The following is an 18832-nucleotide window of genomic DNA, read 5'->3' as shown; positions in this document are numbered from 1 at the left end:
GGCATCCGCCGCTGGCTAACAGGTCGCAGCCACTGACTGCCCTTCCCCCCGCAGCTGTAGCCGGCTCGGTCAGCCACGGCCATACCGACCACTTCACGGCCCAGGACGGGAGGCCCCCGGAGGGAAGCGATTGCTGTGGTTCCTAGGGCAGAAGGGCCCGCTAGGAACCTCACCGAAGTAACCCAGGCGTAGGTTTCGGCCGCGTGTCCGGGTCATGGTGCGGTGGGGCCGCCGGTGTCGCTGCTCACACTGGCCGCATGCCTGAAGCGCCCCCCGCCTCCGCAAGCGATGTCCGGCGGACGGTCGTCATGACCGTACTCACCGTGCTGGCGGGCGCCGTCGACGCCGTCAGCTTCCTGACCATGGGACACGTCTTCTGTGCGCTGGCGACCGGCAACGTACTCTTCCTTTCCTTCGCGCTCGCGGGAGAGGGAGACGTACCGGTGGCACGGCCCGCGACGGCGATCGGGGCGTTCGTGGTCGGCGCGGCCGTTGCGGCCGTCGTGCTGAAGTGGCTCGCGGACCGAGGGCGGGCCTGGTTCCCGTTCGGGCTGTTCGGCGAGGCGGCGCTGCTGGCATGCGGTGGCGTGCTGATCCTGGTGCGGCACGGCACCGGTGCAGTCGGTGGCACGTCCGATCTCGGGGGCGTCGGGCTCGTCGCGCTGGCGATGGGCGTACGCGCCTCCACGGCGCTGCGCGTGCACATGCCGGGGATGCCGACCCTGCTGAGCCAGACCGCCATCGCCCAGCTCGTCAACGACGTGTTCAGGCGTCCTGGAGCGGCGCTGCGCGGATTGACGGCCGAGCAGAGGCTGGCGCGGACACGGTGGACGGCGACGGTGGCAGGGATCTTCGCCGGTGGGGTACTGGCCACCCTGCTGCTGGTGCCGCTGGGCACCGGGCGGGCACTGCTGGTGATCGCCGCCTTGGTGCTGTTCCTCGCGGTGACAGCGGTCGCCGTACCGCCGAGGCAGCGGCTCTGAGTGCTGATTGAGGTCTTCGGTGTCCGCGACGGCCCCGTCAGGGTTGTCACACGGCCCCGGACCACTGCCGGGGACACAGTCGTCAAAGTCCTTGAACTCGCCCGAGTTCAGGATCGGCCTGGGGGCGCAGCACCATCGCGCAGCGACGCTCGCCGCGCCGATGAGTTTCCACGGCGGCGCCGGTCTGCACAGGCATGGAGACTCACACACTCAAGACAGCCAGCGCGGACCTCGCCTATGACGTTCGCGGGCCGCTGCCGACCACGGATGGGCGCCCGCCGTTGTTCATGATCGGGCAGCCCATGGACGCAGCTGGCTTCGCCGCGCTCGCCGCGCGCTTTCCCGAGCGGACCGTGGTCACCTATGACCCGCGCGGGCTCGGTCGCAGCATCCGTAGGGACGGGCGGGTCGACCACACGCCGCAGACCCAGGCCGACGACGTGCACGCCGTCATCGAGGCGCTCGGGGCCGGGCCGGTCGAGATGTTCGCCAGCAGCGGCGGAGCGATCACCGCGCTCGCGGTGGTGGCGAAGTATCCCGCGGACGTGACCACCCTGGTCGCGCACGAGCCGCCGCTCATCACCCTCACGCCGGACGGCCCGGCGGCCGTGCGGGCGCGGGCCAGAGTCCGGGAGGCCTACGAGAAGCGGGGATGGGGGGCGGGGATGGCCGCGTTCGTGGCCATGACCTCGTGGGAGGGAGAGTTCACCGACGCGTACTTCGAACAGCCGGAGGCCGATCCCGCCGCGTTCGGGTTGCCCACGGAGGATTACGGCTCACGTGACGATCCGCTGCTGTCCGACCGGTCATGGGCGGTCAGCAGCTACCGGCCGGACACCGAACGGCTCGCCGCTGCGCCGACTCGCATCGTGATCGCTGTGGGCGAGGAGTCCGAAGGCCTGCTGACCGGACGCACCTCCGTCGCGACCGCCGAACTGCTCGGACAGCGGGTGACCGTGTTCCCGAGCCATCACGGCGGTTTCTGCGACGGAGAGTTCGGATATCCGGGGAAGCCGGACGAGTTCGCGCATCGCCTGCGCCAGGTCCTCGACGGCGCCTCGTAAGCCAACCGCTGCCCGGGGCTTTCCCGCCCCGGGTTGCACTGGCTCGAGCACGCGGCGCGTGCTCGCACGCGAGACGAGGTACTGACCGCACAGTGACCCGCCCGCGCCGAGCACCACCCCTGCGAGAGACAACAGCGCCGGCCCCAAGGTTCCCCAAGATCCCATAGGTGGAGTCTCTCAACCTCGGTCCATCCCTTGAGGAGGGCCGGGACGCTGGCCCACCGCTCAAGCGGCAGTTGCGGGACAAGACTTGGGGCCGAAGCGCTCTTCTCGGGCCCCGGTGGGGATCGAAAGGGGCGGGCCGGTGTTGTGTGGCCGACTAGTGCATGAGCTCGACGTGCGGGTGTTCCGGTGCTGCCGGGCAGACGTAGAGCTGCTGGTCGTAGCCGCTGCCGATCTGGACCGCAGTGGGCTGCCTCGGGTCGAAGTCGGCGGGTGGTTCGTCCGCCGGGTCCTCGTGCGGGAGCCAGCTGCTGTCGTGGTCGCCCTCGAACGTGGCGATGGTCAGCAGGGCATCCATGCCGCTGTCGCAGGAAGGGCAGCGCCGGGGGATGGGGTCGGTGGCGCCCCAGCGAGGCCAGCCGCCGACCTTCCAGCCGGGTGCGCCGGCCAACTCATTGTCGTAGTACTGCGGCAAATACCACGCGCGCTCACTGTCGCGGGTCTCTTGCTGACCTGATGCGTAATTGCGGTCGAAGGACTCCTCCAGGTACGACGCGTAGGGTCGGCCGGCATGCGTGCCGGCGGTCTGCCACACGCTCCAGTCCCCCAGCTGGGCCTGGAGTTCCTCACTCAGCTCCAGGTGGTCGGGGTATTCGGTGACCTGCTCCGGGTTGAGCAGGCAGGGCTCGGGCAGGTAGCCGTCGAACTGCATCGCGGGCGGTTCGGGGGGCGTGGTGAGGATGTCGGTGACGGTGGCTGCCGACCGCCAGAACAGCGCGGTCTTGGGCATGATCGGGTGGTCGAAGGGGCACCACAGGACCTGGAGCAGGTCTGCTCCTTCAGGCGCGTGCAGATCGGGCACGTCCCGTGTGTACAACTGCGCGACCGGCAGCATCGCTATGGACCCCTCGTACGGGGCGACGGCCACCCTCAGCGGAAACTGCCGAGGAGGACGGATGCGCTCAAGGGTCTGTCGTTCCTGCGGGGTCAGGCTCCTGCCGCGCGAGGCGGCACGGATCCGTCGTTCCAGCCGAACATCCGCTGGGGACAGGGGCAGGTTCATCCCATCCACCACATGAGGTCCGTCGCAGTGCGGCCACAGCTCGTCGACGGGCCAGAGCAGTGGTCCGCCGATGGAGCTGTCCTGCGGTGACGGAGCCCCGGGACGGGGATGCAACCGGGTCGCCGTGCGTGCCAGCGGGGCCAGTTGGGGGAAGGCGGCGGTGACGTCGAACGGCCGCGGTGGAGTAGTCGGGGTGCTGTTCATAGCCACGATCTTGCCAACCGGCTCTGACAACGCCGGGGGCGTCGACGAGGAAGAGCTGACTGCCGACGCGCTGTGGGAGACGGTGACCGACAAGCCGGACACCCACACGTGGCATGAGAATGTGCACGTCACCTGTCGCAGCCCGGAGTCGGAGACGGCCCGCAAGGCGGCCAGCGAGCAGATGTGGCTTGCCGGTCTACTGACCACCGCTCTCGCTGACCAGACGCGTGCTTTGACTCGTTGCTCGCCCACCTTGAGACAAAGGGCTTGTCGCCGTTCGCATGACCGCGTCGCCCCGGTGATCGACGCAGCCACTCGATGAGAACTACGGGCAGGAGGATCGTTCAAGCAGCCTCCCGGCCTGGTAAGACCGCTCCAGAGACGCCGCCCTGATCCCTTGAGCAGAAGGCATCGGAGCACCCCGGGTCTGAAGGTCGGGTGGGGGTAGTGAGTCGTGACCGGCCTAATCCATGCCTAGGTATGACACAGTGGCCGCACGAGGGTGGTGAGTTCGCACGGGAGTGGATGTCATGCTGGAGCTGGACAAGGGCGGGAACACAACGCTGAGGCCTGGGCCGGTGACGGTGACGCTGACCGTCGAGGGCGACACGGTCGACCTCAGCGCCCTCTTGGTGACCGTGGACGGCAAAGTCAGGTCCGACGACGATCTTGTCTTCTACAACCAGCCCGTCGCCGAATCCGGGGCCGTGCGCCACCTGCCTGCCGACGCTGACGGTCCCGAGCGGATCGAGGTGGACCCCGCTGCCCTGCCCGCCGACGTGGACCGTGTCGTGCTGGTCGCCAGCTGTGACCCTGACGATGTGACGCGTACGTTCCGCGACGTCAAGAATGTACTGGTCAGCACCGTACAAGCCGACGGGAATGCGGTTCTCTTCCGCCCGCCGGCCCTCACCGACGGCGAGCGCGCTGTCCTGCTGACCGAGCTCTACCGCCGCGGTCCGGCCTGGAAGCTGCGGGCCATCGGCCAAGGTTACGCCGACGGACTGGCCGGCCTCGCCACCGACTTCGGCATCGAGGTCGCCGAGGACGAGACACCCGAGCCGCCGACGGCGCGTCCCACACCCTCCGCTGCTGCAGCTCCTGCCTCAACCGCAGCCTCACCCTCGCCTGCGAGGCTCCTCAAGCCTCCCCTGGGGCGCGTCAGTCTCGACAAGGGCAGCCAGGTCTCCCTCAGCCTGGACAAGGCCGACCGCGAGCTGGTCGTCACGGTGGCCCTGGAGTGGGACGGCGGCAGCGAGCGGCGCCGTAGGCAAGGGGCCGACCTCGACTTGTACGCCCTGTTCGTGCCCGCGAGCAAGGCCCTGCGCGGCACCAGGACACCCGGCACTCTGGTCAAATCCCATCACGTGCCCCAGGGCGAGGCGTTGCGGGCCGGCGGCACGGCGGCCTCCGCCGCACCGGCAACCGCGCACAAGGGCAAGAAGGCCGACGTCGTCTACTACCGGCGGCTGGGCTCGCTCACCAGCCGTCCTTACATCCGTCTCGACGGCGACTCCCGCGTCCCCGGCCGTGAAGCCGTGCAGATCGCGCGTCCGGACGAGCAGGGCTATGTCCTGCTGTGCGCGTATTCAGCGCTCAGCAACGGTTTCGGATCCTTCCGCAGTTTCGGCGCCAAGGTGGTTGTCGACGACGGCCGCGGCTCAACCGTCACCGTCCCGCTCTACGAGAACACCAAGACCCGCTACTGGGTGGCGATCGCGCTGGTCGACTTCACCACCGCCGACGGAGCGGCCATCCACCACATCGAGGCATACAGCGCCCGCATGACCGAACGCCGGCCTGTCCTCCACGCGGACGGCACGATCGAAATGAACGCGGGGCCGGTGGAGTTCAAGCGCCGGTAAGAGTGGAGCGTGACCGCAGACGCAGCCGCATCCTCGAATTCGGCCTTGAGACAGTCAGGCACGGCTCAGCACGTCGTCACCGAGGAGAAAGATCCATGAGCGCGTTGCCCATCATCACCGACCGTGATGCGTTCGATGCCTTGGTCATCAGAACCGACTTTCACGACGATCAGGTGTGGCAGGCTCTGGCGGCGGCGTTGATGAAACCCAGGGGAGACAGGCAGTACGAGGCGGACGTCCACGTCATCAACGATCCAGTGTGGGCGGGGGCGGCCGTCCACGAGGTGCTCACTGCGGTCTGCGCCGATGAGGACCTAGCCGTTGTCTTTATCGCTGACAGGATCAGCATGCGGTCCGAGAGCCACCCACTCCTGGCGGTCACCACGCTGACGCGGGAGGACTGCGCGGACGATGAAGACTACGCACAGCTCACCGAGTTCGGCCGCGAGTTCCGCACGGTCCCCGCTGGGGTGCACGACATCCACGCGAACCTGAGTATCGGCAATCTGGGCTTCGAGGAGTATGCCGCATGGGCCCATGATGATCCCCAGGGAATCTACCGAGCCTTCCGATACCGGGCTCACGGAGCAGGATGAGCCCGATCTCGACTCCGCTGTCATGGCAGAGGGGCGCGGACGCCTGACCTTCGCAGGCGGCACCCCCCGTTATGTTCTTCGCGGTCCTGCAAGAGGGCCGCTGGCCTCCGGGCCCGGCATGTCCGTTCCCCCCTGTCGAAGGCATGACCTGGGTGGAGGTGTCACCGGGCCCGGAAGGTGCCGTGGAGACGCTGATCAGAAGTTCGACCACCGCCCCGCCGAGCGCAACACCCGGCACCTCGCGGGCGGCAGGTATGCAAAACGTGGATGCGCGTGTACGACACCGATGCATCGAGGCCCTGCTGGAGGAGCACCCTCTTTCGGCGGTCCTGACCTCGGTGCCCGGGGTCGCGTTCAGGACCGCCGCCGTGCTGCTGGTCACCGTCGGCGACGGCACCGGCTTCCCCACCGCCGCCCACCTGGCCTCCTACGCAGGACTCGCGCCCACCACGAAGCCGTCCGCCCACGCCGAGACCTCCGCGGCACCCCGACGGACAGCTTCGTCCGGGTCCCGGGCGAGCTGCCCGCAGACCGCTGCGACGTCGAGCACACCGTCCGGCCCCACGAGCGCGTCATGCACCCCGGTCTGCAGCCAGTCAGCCTGGTGGTCGTCAGCTTCGGCAACCGCGAGAGCGATAAGCCTTACAGCGGCCACCGTCCCCTCCCGGGCCAGCGCCTCTGCCGCCTGCCGGGTCACCGCCGTGTCCTCGACATCCAGCAAGAGTCCCACCAACGCTTCCGCAGCCTCAGGAACATCAGCGAAGGAAGCAAGGTCACGCCCGGCACGAACACGTTGCGACCACGAAGGAGGCGACGCCTCAGCCAAGGCCGCCTCCAACCCACTCATCGTCTCCGACACGACCGGACCGTCTCATGCCCACGCAGAAGATCGAACCCCGGGTCGACGCTGCCCACCCGCCTGACCAAGGACATAGAGGCACCCCCCGATGCTGAGTCTGTTCGTCCCCGGCCCGTTGCCATAGACGCTGCCCCTGCCCCCGCAACTCACTGCTGCCATCACACCGGACCGACTGCTCTCGTCACCAAGCTGCCCTGCCTCAGCGGAACTCGTGGACCACCTGGATCTCGCCCACAATGTGCGCGTTGAAGTCGTCCAGCTCCTCGGCCGGAACCCAGAGCTCGAGGATCGTCTGCCCGCCTGCCTGTTGGACGGGATACCGGCTCAAGAATTCCGACTCGACCTCGAAACGGGTGACGAAGCCGGCCCCATCGTGCTTCACGTTCCAGTCCCGCGCGATCCTGATCGCGTAGTCCTCGTTGAGGACCGGGTAGAAGATCGGCTGCTCGGGCAGCCTGGGCGGCCACGCACGCCAGTCCAGCTCCCGAACCAGATCCAGCTCCTTGGGGCCGGTGGGGCGCCACAGGGTTGTTGTCGGTTGCTGGCTGGTCATGTGCATCGCTCTCTGAACGTTGGCTGCTGATACAGCGGGCCCGGAAACCGGACGATACCGGCACCGTGACCTCGGCAGCCACGCAGTTTTTGCACCCGACCGCTTCGTGACGAGCAGTTACGGGACAGCCCTGGCGACGACTTGGGCAGCGAGCGTACGGCGGAGTTCTTCACCATCGTGCCGACGAACGGTACAGGAGACCTGGCAGGAATCTCGGGGCAGCCGGGATGGCCGTCGACGCCGCCAGAACGCACCGCAGCTGGTTCGAGCACAGCTGGATGCGGTTCGCTGACCGGCCCGGTGCACGCGCGGCGGCCGTGCCCGCCCCGTGGCGATACGCCCGCTGCCCCGGCCTCGCTCGTGCTGCCGACGCCCGGCCAGGCGTCATGGCCGGCGCAGCCTTCAGGCCCGGCCGGGCGGCGCCGCGACCGACGAACGGTCCATGAGGCGGGTGCGCAGGGTGTGCATCTCGCGGCGAGGTTCCGCTCCCCCGAGGATGTCGAGCAGCACTTCGGCGGCCGTGGACCCGAGCTGGTGCACCGGCTGCTCGATCATGGTCAGCGGTGGCACCATGACCGCGGCCCAGGCGCTGTCGTCGAACCCGATCAGGGACACGTCAGCCGGGCACGACAATGCCCGTGCGCGGATGGCGCGCAGCGCACCGGTGACGCCGTCGGTCTCGGTGCAGAACAGCGCGGTGACGCGGTCGGGGAGGTCGAGCATCCGGGCAACCTCCTGGGCCGCCCGCTCCTCCTCCTTCGGCCCGACCATCACCAGTTCGGGGTCGAAGGGGATGCCCGCGTCGTCGAGCGCGTCGAGGTATCCGCGCAGGCGCTCCCCGTCGGTCCACAGATTGCGCGACGCTGCGGCGATCAGTTCCCGGCGGGTCGCGGGAGCCTTTTCCACCGGTGGGCCCCAGACGAATCCGATACGCCGGTGGCCGGCCGCGATGAGCTTCTCCACCGCCTCGCGTGCCGCGTCCCGGTTGTCGATGACGACGGCGTCCAGATCGAGCGAGGGCATCGCTCGGTCGACGAGGACCACCGGGATCCCGCGGTCGAGGGCCGTGCGGATGTGGCCCACCGAGGAGCGGTCGACCGCCGCCGAGGCGACGATCATGCCGTCGACACGCTTGTCGATGAGCACATTGGCCGCCGCCACCTCCTCCTCCAGCCTCTCGTACGTGCTGACGACCAGCGTGTCGAAGCCGCGGGCGCGGGAGGTGTCGCAGATGCCGCGTACGACACCCGCGAAGAACGGGTTGCCGATGTCCGCGACGATGACCCCGAGGGTGTGCGTCACCCCTGTCGACATGCTGCGGGCCAGTGCGTTCGCGCGATAGCCGAGTTTCTCGGCCGCGGCGAGCACCCGTTCCTTCAGCTCCGGGCTGACGTATCCGTATCCGCCGAGCGTGCGGGCGGCGGTCGCCCGGCCGACACCGGCCTCCGCGGCCACCTCGGAGATCGTCGGGGACGCCGACGGGCGGGGCCGCTCTCCTGACATCGCTCGGTACCTCGCTTCTCGTGGTCGACGGCTGTCCACATGCTAGACACAGCCGGTGGGCCGGCCACGGCCGAATGCCGCCTCGGTGAAGCACTGGTCGTGGGCGGCGTCCGCGCCGTCGTGCAGCGCGCGCTCCAGCTGGTCGTGGTCGGGCGGGGTCGGCTTCCGCCATCCCGCGCGCAGCAGCGACACCACGAACCCGGCGAGGAAGGCGTCACCGCAGCCCATCGTGTCGACGGGGGGCGCCCCGTCGTCCAGGGGGCGGGCCGGCGCCGCCACGGTCGTACGACCGTCGTGGGCGACGGCGCCCTCGGCGCCTCGGGTGGCGAGGGCCAGTCCGGCGCCGCGCCGCACCGTCTCCGCCAGCAGGTCGCGGGTGGCCGTCTCGTCCAGGTGGGAGCAGGACAGCAGCACGAGGTCGGCGTACGGGCAGACCCGGTCCAGGTAGCCGGGCGTGCGGTACTCCTCCTCGCTGGACAGGTCGAAGGTCGTGAGGGTGTCGAGACCGGCGAGCTTGGGCAGTTCGCCCTCGCTGCCCGAGTACACGCTGGAGTGCACCAGGTCGAAGGAGGACACGTAGGCGAGCAGACCGCTGTCGAGGACCAGTGGCTCGCGCACGGTGACGCCGCCTCCGTTCCAGCCGAGGAAGACACGGTCGCCCGAGTCGACCCGGAGGGTGGACACGCCGCTCTCGCCGTCGCGCACGGCGCAGTGGTCGACGGCCACCCCGGTGTCCGCGATCGCTTCGCGCAGGAAGCGGCCGAGGGCGTCGTCGGCGAACACTCCGAGGTACGCCGCCTCCAGGCCGAGGCGTCTGGCGTAGACGGCCACGTTCACGCTGTTGCCGCCCGGGTAGTCGATGCCGCGGTCGACGAACCGGTCGACGATGTTGTCGCCGAAGCCGAGGACTCTCATGGGTTCTCCTGTGCGCTGGCCCGGCACGCCATGGGGCGGGGGCACGGACGGGCGCCCGGCACCGGACTCGGTGCCGGGTGGGGACTGCGGGCTACGGGGTGCGGGCTGCGGCTGCGGGGCTGCCGATCGTTGGGAGCGAGGCGCCCGGAGCGCGACGGTGGCCGCACACCGCTACCGCTGCCCTCGGGCGGGTCGGGGGGTGACGCGCCGGGCCGCGCCGACCGCTGCCGCCGAGCCGTTCCGGTGCGGCAGCGGCCGGTCGCGTGTCTCAGTAGTCCATGACGCGGTAGTAGCGGCGCAGGTCGAGCGAGTGTCCGCGCACCCGCTCCAGGTGCTTGCTGACCCGGCCCATGACGGTGTCGAGCACCAGCGGTGCGAGCAGGCCGCGGAACTCCGGGCTGATGCCGGGCAGCGGGTAGTCGCGGGTGTCGAAGACGGTCACGTCACGGGAGACGCGCTTGGCGAAGGCCTCGACCCGGTCGGTGAGGGCGCGGGTCTCGTCCTCGCCCTGGAACACGAGCACGCTCGTGTCCTCTTCGAGGAGTTCCAGGGAGCCGTGGAAGAACTCGGCGCTGTGCACGCGGGTGGTGCGCAGCCACTGCATCTCCTCGAGGATGCACATGGAGTACAGGTAGGTGAATCCCCACAGGTTTCCGCCGCCGACCAGGAAGTGGTAGTCCGTGTCCTTGTGGGCCTCGGCGAAGGCGGCGGCCGTCGGTTCGGCCTGCCGTGCCACGTCGAGGAGGATGCCGGGCAGTCCTGCGAGTTCACCGGCGAGCTTCTCGTATCCCTCGAACTCGCCCCGGCGCGCGAGCAGCCGCCCCATGAGCAGCAGCATCTGCGGGTCGAAGGGCCAGGCCTTCGGCTCGGACACCAGGGCCACGTCCACGCTCCGGGCGATGGGAGACTCGGCGTGGCCCGTGAATCCGACGGTGCGAACCCCCTTCGCCTTGCAGTACTCGATGGCCCGGAGGCTGTCCTCGGTGGTGCCCGACACCGAGGTGAAGACGGCGACCGAGCGCTCGCCGAGCGTCGCCTCAGACCCTGTGACCAGCTCCGCCGCGATGACGGCGTGGACGGGCAGCGTCGAGGTGCGGCGGGCGAGCTGTTCGTACGGCCACATCTGGGCGTAGGTGCCGCCGGCGCCGACGAGGAAGAGGTTGTCGAAGCCGTCGTCCGTGAGGCGGTCGGCGAGTTCCTCGATCCGGGGGCGCAGGGCCACCGTGCTCGCCAGCTGGGAGAGGAATTCCGGCTCGTCGAATCCGAGCATCTTCGCGTCCTTTCGGGAACGGGTGCGGCCGGCGGCGCTGAGGCGACCTGATACCGGTATCACGCGGGCCACACGCTGACACAGCGCACGGGCGGCGTCAACAGCAGCGAGCTGCCCGCAGACGTACCACAGGTTTCGACGATGGGTTTGAACTGGCCTTTTACTGGGCTCCAGTGAAGAAGACGGGCGCGCTGCGGCTCACTCCCGCGCCTTCCCGAAGAAGATCTTCGCTTCGACTCTGGTACCGGTATCAGATTCTCTGTACAGTCGCCGCACGCCCAGCGGCCGTCCTCGGACACCCCGCAGCGGATCCGACGCGCCCGCGCCTTCGGCGGGCCCTCCATCGACGAAAGGACGCCCATGCGCACACGTGCACTGACACGGTCCGCGGCACTTCTCGGGGCCTCGGCACTCGTCCTCACCGGCTGCTTCGCCGGACCGGCGAAGGGTCCCGCGGCCGACGTGACCGCGAAGCCGGAGTACTCCGGCACCCTGAGCATCCTCACCAAGTTCGCGGGCGAGCCCCTGGAGCCCTACTTCGAAGACATCGCCGCCGCGTACGAGCGCAAGCACCCGAAGGTGAACGTCGAGCTGATCCAGGAGACGGACCAGAGCATCAAGGACAAGACCAAGACCCTCACCGCGTCGGACGCCCTGCCCGACATCTACTTCACCTGGACGGGCAATTGGGCGGAGAACTTCATCCGCGGAGGCCGCGCGGCGGACCTCACCAAGGTGATCGGCCCCAACACTCCATGGGGCAGGACCTTCGGTGAGTCGGCGCTGTCGGCGTTCGCCCACGACGGCCGCTACTACGGCGTCCCGCTGTACAACAACGGCAAGTTCATGGGCTACAGCAAGTCCGCCTTCGACAAGGCCGACGTCGACGTGCCGAAGACCTTCGAGGACCTGATCGCCGCCTGCCCGGACCTGCGCGAGGCCGGCTACGAGCCCATCGCCTTCGGGAACAAGGACGGCTGGCCCGCCCTGCACTACCTCCAGCAGCTCTTCGCCCACAACGTGCCGACCGACGTCCGCGAGACCGACTACGACCCGAAGACCGCCACCTGGGACGACCCGGGCTACCTGGTCGCCCTCAAGCAGTTCAAGACCCTGGTGTCCACCTGCACCGACACCGGACGCGGCACCAACGGTGTCCTCTACACCTCGGCACAGCAGGCGTTCGGGCAGGGCAAGGCCGCCATGTACTACCAGGAGGTCCTCGAATTCGACAACACGACCTCCGGCGGCCAGCTCAAGCCCGGGGACCTGGGCATCTTCCCGCTGCCCGCCGCCGCCGAGGCCAAGGGAGACCCGAAGGTCGTCGAGGGAGCGCCAGAGGGGTACTTCGTCAACGCCAGGTCGCCGCGCGCGGCTCTCGCCGTCGACTTCATGAAGTTCGCAACGAGCACCGCCCACGCGAAAACCCTGTCCGCGCCGCCCTACGGCCAGCCGAGCACCGTGGTCGGCGCGGTGACGCCGCAGACGTCCAGCAAGGCCGTCCAGGAGGGGATCGACCTGGTCAACAAGGCCCCCCGGCTCGCCGGCTGGCTGGACATGGTCACCGCGCCGGAGGTCGCCGACGCATGGCTGGCCGGCGGCGAGGCCCTCATCAGCGGCAGCAAGTCGCCCGAGCAGGTCATGGACAGCGTGCGCCGGGCCTCCGACTCCGCCAAGTGACCGGCGCGAGCTGAAGGGAAATCAAACCGGTGCGCACCCTGTACCGAAGAGCAGCCGGGCTCGCGTGGACCGTGCCGGCCCTCGTCCTGCTCGCGGTCTTCGTCTACCTCCCGCTCGTCCAGAACTTCGCCTACTCCACACTGACCTGGGACATCTACAGCGGCACCCAGCAGTTCGTCGGACTGGACAACTACAGCGACCTGTTCGCCGACCCGGTCTTCTGGACCTCCTTCACCAACAACCTCTGGTACGCCCTGCTCTCGGTCGTCTTCCAGGTCTTCGGCGCCCTCCTGCTCGCCGCACTCGTCGAGAGCGTCCGCAGCACGCGGTGGCAGCGCGCACTGCGGACGATCTACTTCATCCCGTCCGCGATCTCACTGACCGTCGCGGGACTGCTCTTCTACTTCATCTACGAGCCCAACCTCGGCCTGCTCAACCACGCTCTGGAGGCGGTCGCGCCCGGCACGTTCGACCACGCTTGGCTGGGCCAGGAGAGCACCGCCATGACGGCGGTCATCGCGATGAGCCAGTGGCAGGGCTTCGGCTACTCGACGCTGCTGTTCGCCGTCGCCATCCAGCGGATCCCCGCAGAGCTCCACGAAGCCGCCGCCCTGGACGGCGCCGGACCCGTCCGCCGCTTCTTCCAGGTGACGCTCCCGCTCGTGCGGGAGATGACCGGACTCATGCTCCTGGTCACCGTGTCGGGCGCCTTCCAGGTGTTCAACGAGGTCATGGTGATGACCAGCGGCGGACCCGACAACTCGACCCACGTGCTCGGCACGTGGCTGTACCGCAACGGATTCGTACGCAACGACTTCGGCCACGCCGCGGCCATCGGCACCGTCATCTTCGTGATCACCCTCACGATCGCGATGGCACAGCTGTGGTTCACCCGGAGAAGAAGGGTGGAATGGTGAGCCGTCTCGGCTTCCTCGGCGTCATCGCGCGCCTGTTCATGTGGGCCTTCCTGCTGAGTCTCGCTGTCGTGGTGCTCTATCCGCTGCTGTGGATGGTCCTGAACGGCTTCAAGACCAACACCGAACTCTTCGGCAACCCCTTCGCGCTCCCCACCGACCTGAGCTTCGGCAACTACCGCGACGCGTGGAACCGCGGCGTCAGCGACTACCTCGCGACCAGCATCCTGGTCACGGTGACGTCCACGGTGGCGACCGTCTTCATCAGCGCCTGGGCGGCGTACGGACTGACGCGGGTGGACATCCCGCTGAACAAGGTGCTAACCGCCGTCATCCTGGGCGGCCTCATGCTCACCCCGACCGTCGCCCTGGTCCCGCTGGTGCGCATGTTCCAGTCGATCGGCCTGTACAACAGCTTCTGGGCACTGCTCATCCTCTACACGGCCTTCCGCGTCCCCTTCACCACCTTCCTCATCCGCGCCTACATGATCGACCTGCCGCGCGAGGTGGACGAGGCGGCACAGATCGACGGGGCCGGCCGCTGGACCGCGTTCTGGCGGATCATCCTGCCGATGTGCAAGCCCATCATCACGTCCACCGTCCTGCTGCACGTGCTCTTCGCCTGGAACGAGTACCTGTTCGCCATGGTGTTCACCAACGGCAGTGACGTGCAGACCCTGCCGGTCGGCCTGACAAGCCTGATGAGCAAGCACGGCACGGACTTTCCCGTCGTGTTCGCCGGCATGGTGATCGCAGCGGTCCCCGTCGTGCTCCTGTTCCTCTTCGGCCAGCGCTACATCGTCAAGGGCCTGGCCGACGGCATCGGCAAGTGAACGCCCCCGGAAGAGAAGGGAGAACCCATGCCGATCACCCGCCCGCCGCGGCTGACCGGATCCAACTTCGCGTACCAGCATCTGCCGTTCGACACGTTCCTGGACGACGCGGTCGCCCTGGGGCGCGAGAAGCTGGAGCTCTGGGGCATCGCCCCGCACCTGCACATTCCGCAGGTCGGCAACGCGGAGGCACGCGACCTACGCCGCCGTATCGAGAGGCGCGGCCTCTCGGCGTACTGCCTCACGCCCGAGCAGGTGATGTACCCGGTCAACGTGGCCTCTCCGGTCGGCTGGCTGCGCACGCAGAGCATCGCCCTGTTCCGCCGGGCTGCGGAGCTCTGCGTCGAACTCGGAGCCGAGAAACTGCTGTTGACACCCGGACGGGGTAGTGAGGACGAGCCCGTGGACGCCGCCTGGCGCCGGTCGGTCGACGCGATCGGCGACATCGCCGCCCACGCGGACACGCTGGGCGTGACGTGCGTCCTCGAACCGCTCCAACGTGTCGAGTCGAACCTGGTCAACGACTCCCCCACGCTGGCGGCGATGCTCGACGAGATCGGCGCCGGCCGTCTGGGAGCAGTGCTCGACACGGTGACGATGGCCGTGGCCGGCGAAACCGTCGACGATGCCTTCGCCGCGCTCGGCGACCGTATCCGCCATGTGCACCTGATCGACGGCCGCCCCATGGGGCACCTGGCATGGGGCGACGGCGAACTTCCGCTCTCCGACTATCTGCGGGCCCTCGAACGGCACGGCTACGACGACTGGATGACGTTCGAGCTGTTCGGCGACGGCACGTACGCACTCGACCCGCGGGCGGCGGTGGAGCGGTGCGACGCGGCGGTACGCCGGTGCGTCGCCACGGCCCCGGGAGAATGACCGCGCGATCCGGCACGCACGCCGGTTGCCGCGTCCGCCCGCCGGCTCGGTCGATCAGCTCCCGTCGCCCTCCATGGCGCAGCGGAGGTTTTCCACTCCGCGGACCCCTTGGTGCCATGCATCTGAGAGAGGCCAGGCACCGTCACCCTCGCTGCGATCCGGCTGTGGCTGCGCTCATGATCGCCGGGTACCCCTTACTCACCGGGATGACTGTGATGCCCGAGCAGGCCGAGCGCCGTCAGCACAGTGACGCACAGGGTCATCCAGCCGATGAACGCGCCACCGCCATACAAAACCGCACCGGCCACCGGGGCTCCGGCCGCATGCGAAAGCGCCCCCGCCACCACCGCTACCAGCAGCGACGACACCAATGACAAGAGCGTGAGAAGTACCTGAGCTGCGAAAGTCAGCCTCACCAGTCGATCCCTTCACGAAGGCGGTCGACCAGTTACCGCCCAACAGGGCGGTACACACTCATCAGACAGACCCTGGCGACGGCGGCTCGCGGTGCTTGCACGTCGCCTCGGTGATCTGTTGAACCGCCGCGGCGCAGGTGTCCTGGAACTCGCCGCCCTCCAGGTCGTCGCGGGTCATGCCTTCGATACGGATGTGGTCCTCCGCCGCGTCGGGCGTCGAAGCGTCAGGGTGCAGGCGCCGCTTGGGTGACGAGGTTGGGGTCGCACGTCAGCAGCCCCGTGACGTAGTTGCCGTCCGTCCCGTACCCGGCGAAGGTCACCGACGCGCCGGGCTGGACTACGCGGCACGGGGCCCACTGGCCGTTCGTGTACTCGACCGTGACGGCGACGGCGTCGTCACAGCCATTGACGACATCGGTGTAACGCCAGCTCTGGAAGTACTGCACGCAGTCCGGAGCTGCGGGCTCGGTGGCCGCGACGGCGGAATGGGAAGCGGTCAGGGCCATCATGAGACCCGCCGCAGCGATGGTGGCCGTGGCGAAGGGTCGGGATGCGCGCTGCATGAAATCCGGCATGCGCCGCATCCTGGCGGCACAGAAAGATCTACTGCAACTTTCTGAAACTGTTTTCAGCCATCGGGCGACTTGCATCCTTAACCCCCAGGCCAGCAGGCATGGTCACGGAGGAAAGGAATTTCACTTCCCGAAGATCAGATACTGGTGTGTCAGTTTGGAGCGCGAACCGGTGGCCTTCTGGGAGTGGCCGCGCGTCCACAGGAGTGATGGCCGTCAGTACGGCGAACGTTCGCCGGCCGCCGAACGTCGCGGCGCACGGCTCGAAGGCGAGCGGTCCGCCGTCCAGGACCGGCGTGGTAGCGGGCCCCGGACGCCAGGGCCCGCCGCTCTCGGCGCGGCGTGGCCGCCGATGCTCGGCCGGAACCAGGTGTGCCGGTACGGCTGCCTGCGTCTCACCGGGCCGGAAACCGGAGGCGAGAGCTGGATTGCCGTCCGGAAGCCGCGGGTGAGTCGGCGGGAGCCGCCGCGCGGGACCGCTCCGCCCACCGGGTGGCGGGGCCGGTCGCCGCCCCGGCGATGAGGAACAGAGCGCCGAACAGCAGCCAGCCGGGGGTGCCCCAGCCGATGAGCAGCGTCGTCACGAGCAACGGCCCGAGCGTGCGGGCGACGGGGACGCCGGTGCCGTAGAAGCCCTGGTACTGGCCGATGCGTTCGGCGGGCGCGAGGGCGAAGCCGATCTGCCAGGAGCCGGCGGAGTGGCGCATCTCGGCGAGGACCTGGAGCGCTGCGCCGAGGACGAGGACGGCGACGGACGTCCAGGTGCCGAAGGCGGTGGAAGCCGTAACGGCGAAGACCGTGCACGAGGCCAGCATGACCGCGCCGGATACGCGGACGGCGCGGGTGGCGGTGGTCAGATCGGTGACGGGGCGCGCGACGCGGACCTGGAAGAGGGTGACGGCGGCGGTGTTGAGGACGAACAGCGCCGACACGGTCCAACCGGGTGCGCTGGTCCGTTCCACGATCCACAGGGGCAGGGCGAGGCTGAGCAGCGGCAGCCGCAGCAGCATGACGGTGTTGAGGAGGGTGAGCAGCGCGTAGGGACGGTCGCGCAGCACCGCGAGCCGGGGCTCACCCTCGGCCGCGGCGGGCCCCGGTGCCGGGGCGCGGAGGCGGGCGAGGAGGAGGGCGCACAGGATGAACCCGGCGGCGTCCAGGGCGAAGACCGTGAGGTAGGCGGTGCGCGTGCCGTGGTGGAGGGCGAGTCCGCCGAGGGCGGCGCCGACGGCCAGGCCCGCGTTGAGGACGGCTTGGAGCCGGGCCAGGACGGCGGTACGGGCGGCGGGTTCGACGAGGCCGGCGAGGAGCGCCTGCCGGGCCGCGGCGAGGCCGCTCTGCGCGGTCGCGTAGAGGATGGCAGTGGTGAGGAAAGCGGCGAACGAGCCGATGAAGAGGAAACCGGTCACAGCGGCGGCAGTGAGCAAGGAGAGCAGCACGGAAGTCCCGCGCGGTCCGCGCCGGTCGGCGAGATGGCCGAGCGGCACACCGGCGAACGAGCCGATGGCCCATGCGACGGCGAGGCCGGCCCCGACCTGAGGCCCGGAGAGGCCGACGATCAAGGTGAAGTAGAGCGCGGAGGAGACGTAGAAGGCGCCGTCGCCCACTGCGTTGCTCAACTGGGCGAGGAGCAGTGCGCGAGGTGCCCGGGCGGACCGCGCGGACCGGGATGAGGTGTTCGCCATGCCCCGAACCTACGGGCGGGATGGGCCACACCTCTTGGTCCACTGATGGCCACACATCATGGGCCACTTACCGCTTCACCCGCAGCGTGAGACCGTGTTCTTGCCTGTCTGATCAGGGCCTGTCTGACGGGTCGAGGGTGCTGAGGTGCCGCTCCTCGATGGTGTCAGATGCCGCGCTCGATCATGTCGATGACGTGCCGGCCGGCGTCGTGGGCCTGGGTGGGGTGGAGGCCCCGGAGGGGGCCGTCGATGAGCAGGACGGCGAGTCCGTGGACGGCGGACCAGGCGAGGAACTCGGCGCCAGGGCGGCGATCTTCGGGCAGCAGGCCATGCTCCACGAGGCCGTCGAGGGCCTCGCCGAGAAGCTCGAAGGGGGTCTTGCCGGTGCCGCCCGCGGCGGTGTCGGCGGCGGCGTGGGTCATGTCGCCGGGGACGTGGAAGGCGGTGCGGAACAGGCCGGGTTCCTCCTGGGCGAAGCGGAGGTAGCCGGTGCCGACGGCGCGGAAGCGGGCCCGGGCGGCGGCCACCGGGTCCTCGGTGGGCGGCAGGGCAGCCTGCTCGGCCTCCATCGTGCGGGCGACCTGGGCCATGGCCGCCTGGGAGACGGCGTGCAGCAGGGCGTCGCGGTCGGCGAAGTGCCGGTAGGCGGCGTTGGGGACGACCCCGGCCTGCCTCGTGGCGGCGCGCAGCACGACGGCCTCCGGGCCGCCCTGGCGGGCGAGTTCGAGGGCGGCCTCGATCAGTGCGTTGCGGAGGTCACCGTGGCGATAGGTGTCCCGTTTGGGCTTTGCACTCCCGGTTGCCGCCATGGCCGCCGCC

General features: G+C 69.3%; 19 protein-coding genes and 1 pseudogene. 10 read left to right on the top strand and 10 right to left on the bottom strand.

Translation table 11 applies throughout. From position 1 onward, the window contains the following. The first annotated feature begins 257 nt into the window (after positions 1 to 257). Positions 258 to 983: a YoaK family protein gene (locus AB0412_RS11480; protein ID WP_366402306.1), complete on the top strand. Its 726-nt coding sequence runs from the start codon at positions 258 to 260 to the stop codon at positions 981 to 983. 194 nt (positions 984 to 1177) lie between these two features. After that, complete coding sequence (locus AB0412_RS11475; RefSeq protein WP_366402305.1) at positions 1178 to 2047, top strand: alpha/beta hydrolase; 870 nt, start codon at positions 1178 to 1180, stop codon at positions 2045 to 2047. A gap of 319 nt (positions 2048 to 2366) precedes the next feature. Here the strand turns inward: AB0412_RS11475 and AB0412_RS11470 are convergent, their stop codons facing one another. Further along, positions 2367 to 3476, bottom strand: a complete 1110-nt coding sequence (locus tag AB0412_RS11470) for a hypothetical protein (protein ID WP_366402304.1) — start codon at positions 3474 to 3476, stop codon at positions 2367 to 2369. Here AB0412_RS11470 and AB0412_RS11465 point away from each other — a divergent pair. From AB0412_RS11465 to AB0412_RS11450, 4 genes and pseudogenes are all read left to right on the top strand, one after another. Further along, entirely contained in the window at positions 3466 to 3798 is a 333-nt protein-coding gene (locus AB0412_RS11465; protein WP_366402303.1) for a hypothetical protein, read from the top strand. The two genes, AB0412_RS11470 and AB0412_RS11465, sit on opposite strands and share 11 nt — an antisense overlap. A gap of 208 nt (positions 3799 to 4006) precedes the next feature. Then, entirely contained in the window at positions 4007 to 5341 is a 1335-nt protein-coding gene (locus tag AB0412_RS11460; RefSeq protein WP_366402302.1) for a TerD family protein, read from the top strand. Between the two features lie 95 nt (positions 5342 to 5436). After that, complete coding sequence (locus AB0412_RS11455; RefSeq protein WP_366402301.1) at positions 5437 to 5937, top strand: hypothetical protein; 501 nt, start codon at positions 5437 to 5439, stop codon at positions 5935 to 5937. Positions 5938 to 6233: 296 nt separating this feature from the next. Next, positions 6234 to 6398, top strand: a pseudogene (locus AB0412_RS11450) (transposase); the annotation flags it as partial. Here the strand turns inward: AB0412_RS11450 and AB0412_RS11445 are convergent. The 5 genes from AB0412_RS11445 to AB0412_RS11425 all read right to left on the bottom strand — a co-directional run bounded on the left by AB0412_RS11445 (position 6365) and on the right by AB0412_RS11425 (position 11037). After that, positions 6365 to 6796, bottom strand: a complete 432-nt coding sequence (locus AB0412_RS11445) for a hypothetical protein (protein ID WP_366402300.1) — start codon at positions 6794 to 6796, stop codon at positions 6365 to 6367. The pseudogene AB0412_RS11450 and the gene AB0412_RS11445 overlap by 34 nt on opposite strands. A gap of 199 nt (positions 6797 to 6995) precedes the next feature. Next, entirely contained in the window at positions 6996 to 7349 is a 354-nt protein-coding gene (locus tag AB0412_RS11440; RefSeq protein WP_366402299.1) for a hypothetical protein, read from the bottom strand. A 402-nt stretch (positions 7350 to 7751) separates the two neighbouring features. Beyond that, positions 7752 to 8852 (bottom strand): LacI family DNA-binding transcriptional regulator, encoded by a 1101-nt coding sequence (locus AB0412_RS11435; protein WP_366402298.1) that lies wholly within the window; start codon positions 8850 to 8852, stop codon positions 7752 to 7754. Positions 8853 to 8894: 42 nt separating this feature from the next. Next, positions 8895 to 9767, bottom strand: coding sequence for a PfkB family carbohydrate kinase (locus AB0412_RS11430; protein WP_366402297.1), 873 nt, complete (start codon positions 9765 to 9767; stop codon positions 8895 to 8897). Between the two features lie 268 nt (positions 9768 to 10035). Further along, positions 10036 to 11037, bottom strand: coding sequence for an SIS domain-containing protein (locus tag AB0412_RS11425; protein WP_366402296.1), 1002 nt, complete (start codon positions 11035 to 11037; stop codon positions 10036 to 10038). Between the two features lie 360 nt (positions 11038 to 11397). Here AB0412_RS11425 and AB0412_RS11420 point away from each other — a divergent pair, with 360 nt between their 5' ends. The 4 genes from AB0412_RS11420 to AB0412_RS11405 are packed head-to-tail and all read left to right on the top strand — an operon-like array spanning position 11398 to position 15343. After that, complete coding sequence (locus AB0412_RS11420) at positions 11398 to 12717, top strand: ABC transporter substrate-binding protein (RefSeq protein ID WP_366402295.1); 1320 nt, start codon at positions 11398 to 11400, stop codon at positions 12715 to 12717. A gap of 29 nt (positions 12718 to 12746) precedes the next feature. Then, entirely contained in the window at positions 12747 to 13634 is an 888-nt protein-coding gene (locus tag AB0412_RS11415) for a sugar ABC transporter permease (RefSeq protein ID WP_366402294.1), read from the top strand. Further along, positions 13628 to 14464 (top strand): carbohydrate ABC transporter permease, encoded by an 837-nt coding sequence (locus tag AB0412_RS11410; RefSeq protein WP_366402293.1) that lies wholly within the window; start codon positions 13628 to 13630, stop codon positions 14462 to 14464. The genes AB0412_RS11415 and AB0412_RS11410 overlap by 7 nt, the downstream gene beginning before the upstream one ends. Before the next feature lie 27 nt (positions 14465 to 14491). Further along, positions 14492 to 15343 (top strand): TIM barrel protein, encoded by an 852-nt coding sequence (locus AB0412_RS11405; protein ID WP_366402292.1) that lies wholly within the window; start codon positions 14492 to 14494, stop codon positions 15341 to 15343. A gap of 194 nt (positions 15344 to 15537) precedes the next feature. On the opposite strand, the gene AB0412_RS11400 is transcribed toward AB0412_RS11405, so the two are convergent. The 4 genes from AB0412_RS11400 to AB0412_RS11385 form a co-directional block, all read right to left on the bottom strand. Then, a complete protein-coding gene (locus tag AB0412_RS11400; RefSeq protein WP_366402291.1) occupies positions 15538 to 15759 on the bottom strand; it encodes a hypothetical protein in 222 nt (73 codons plus the stop codon). 224 nt (positions 15760 to 15983) lie between these two features. Beyond that, positions 15984 to 16334 carry an alpha-amylase gene (locus AB0412_RS11395; RefSeq protein ID WP_366402290.1) on the bottom strand — a complete coding sequence of 117 codons (351 nt, stop codon included), beginning with the start codon at positions 16332 to 16334 and terminating at the stop codon, positions 15984 to 15986. A gap of 392 nt (positions 16335 to 16726) precedes the next feature. Then, positions 16727 to 18013: an MFS transporter gene (locus AB0412_RS11390; protein ID WP_366402289.1), complete on the bottom strand. Its 1287-nt coding sequence runs from the start codon at positions 18011 to 18013 to the stop codon at positions 16727 to 16729. 164 nt (positions 18014 to 18177) lie between these two features. Next, positions 18178 to 18822 carry a TetR/AcrR family transcriptional regulator gene (locus tag AB0412_RS11385; RefSeq protein WP_366402288.1) on the bottom strand — a complete coding sequence of 215 codons (645 nt, stop codon included), beginning with the start codon at positions 18820 to 18822 and terminating at the stop codon, positions 18178 to 18180. Positions 18823 to 18832 lie beyond the last annotated feature (10 nt).

This window comes from Streptomyces sp. NPDC052012, assembly GCF_040689265.1.
In the GTDB taxonomy this organism is placed as follows: Bacteria; Actinomycetota; Actinomycetes; order Streptomycetales; family Streptomycetaceae; genus Streptomyces.
The sequence above is the reverse complement of the archived record's forward strand: the minus strand, read 5'-3'. Positions and strand labels throughout refer to the sequence as shown.